Annotated in this window: 1 protein-coding gene and 1 pseudogene; both read left to right on the forward strand. The window is 56.0% G+C overall.

All coding sequences use genetic code 11. The features are described from left to right. A pseudogene (locus KQH60_RS14530) lies at positions 1–110 on the forward strand (IS110 family transposase); the annotation flags it as partial. 217 nt (positions 111–327) lie between these two features. Beyond that, complete coding sequence (locus tag KQH60_RS14535) at positions 328–552, forward strand: hypothetical protein (RefSeq protein WP_237577119.1); 225 nt, start codon at positions 328–330, stop codon at positions 550–552.

The following is a 552-nucleotide window of genomic DNA, read 5'->3' on the forward strand; positions in this document are numbered from 1 at the left end:
TGGTAGGAATCGAGACATGCTGTGGCTCTCAGTATCTGGCCCGTAAATTTCAAAGCTTCGGGCATAACGTTAAGCTTCTACCCGCCCAATACGTCAAACCATTCGTCAAGTTGTCGACAGCAACTTAGAAGTGGCTCTTCCCCACTTTGTGTGAAGTTTCACGTCACAAGTCAGCACCGATTCAATACGCGAGTACGAAGCAGTTGGAAGCCGGCGCGGCCATACATTTGGCGCTTGAGCAACTTGAGCCGATTGACATGGCCTTCGACGATGCCGTTGCTGTAGGGCGTGAGCCGTGCAGCGTGTACGGCATCGTAGTCGTGGCCAATGCTTGGCTGCAAACCGCTGCATTTCTGGTACAGCGCTGGTCTGCGCTTGGCGCAGCCAGCTTGCCAACGCTTGATGGGCGCGGCGCTTGACTATGTCGGTGAACTCGAGCGACAGCCGCTGGATCGCCACAATCTGTGGATTTCGCTCGCCGAGTCGTTGAACAAAGTGCTCGATGTGCCGCTTGTTGTCGTTGGGGAGCGAGGCCGTGCCCCGGCCCATTAA

This window comes from Mycetohabitans sp. B8 (genome assembly GCF_021991875.1).
GTDB lineage: Bacteria > Pseudomonadota > Gammaproteobacteria > Burkholderiales > Burkholderiaceae > Mycetohabitans.

What these genes read in the sequence shown, in the direction of transcription:
- KQH60_RS14535 (WP_237577119.1), top strand. Translation starts at nt 328, where the DNA reads ATGCTTGGCTGCAAACCGCTGCATTTCTGGTACAGCGCTGGTCTGCGC.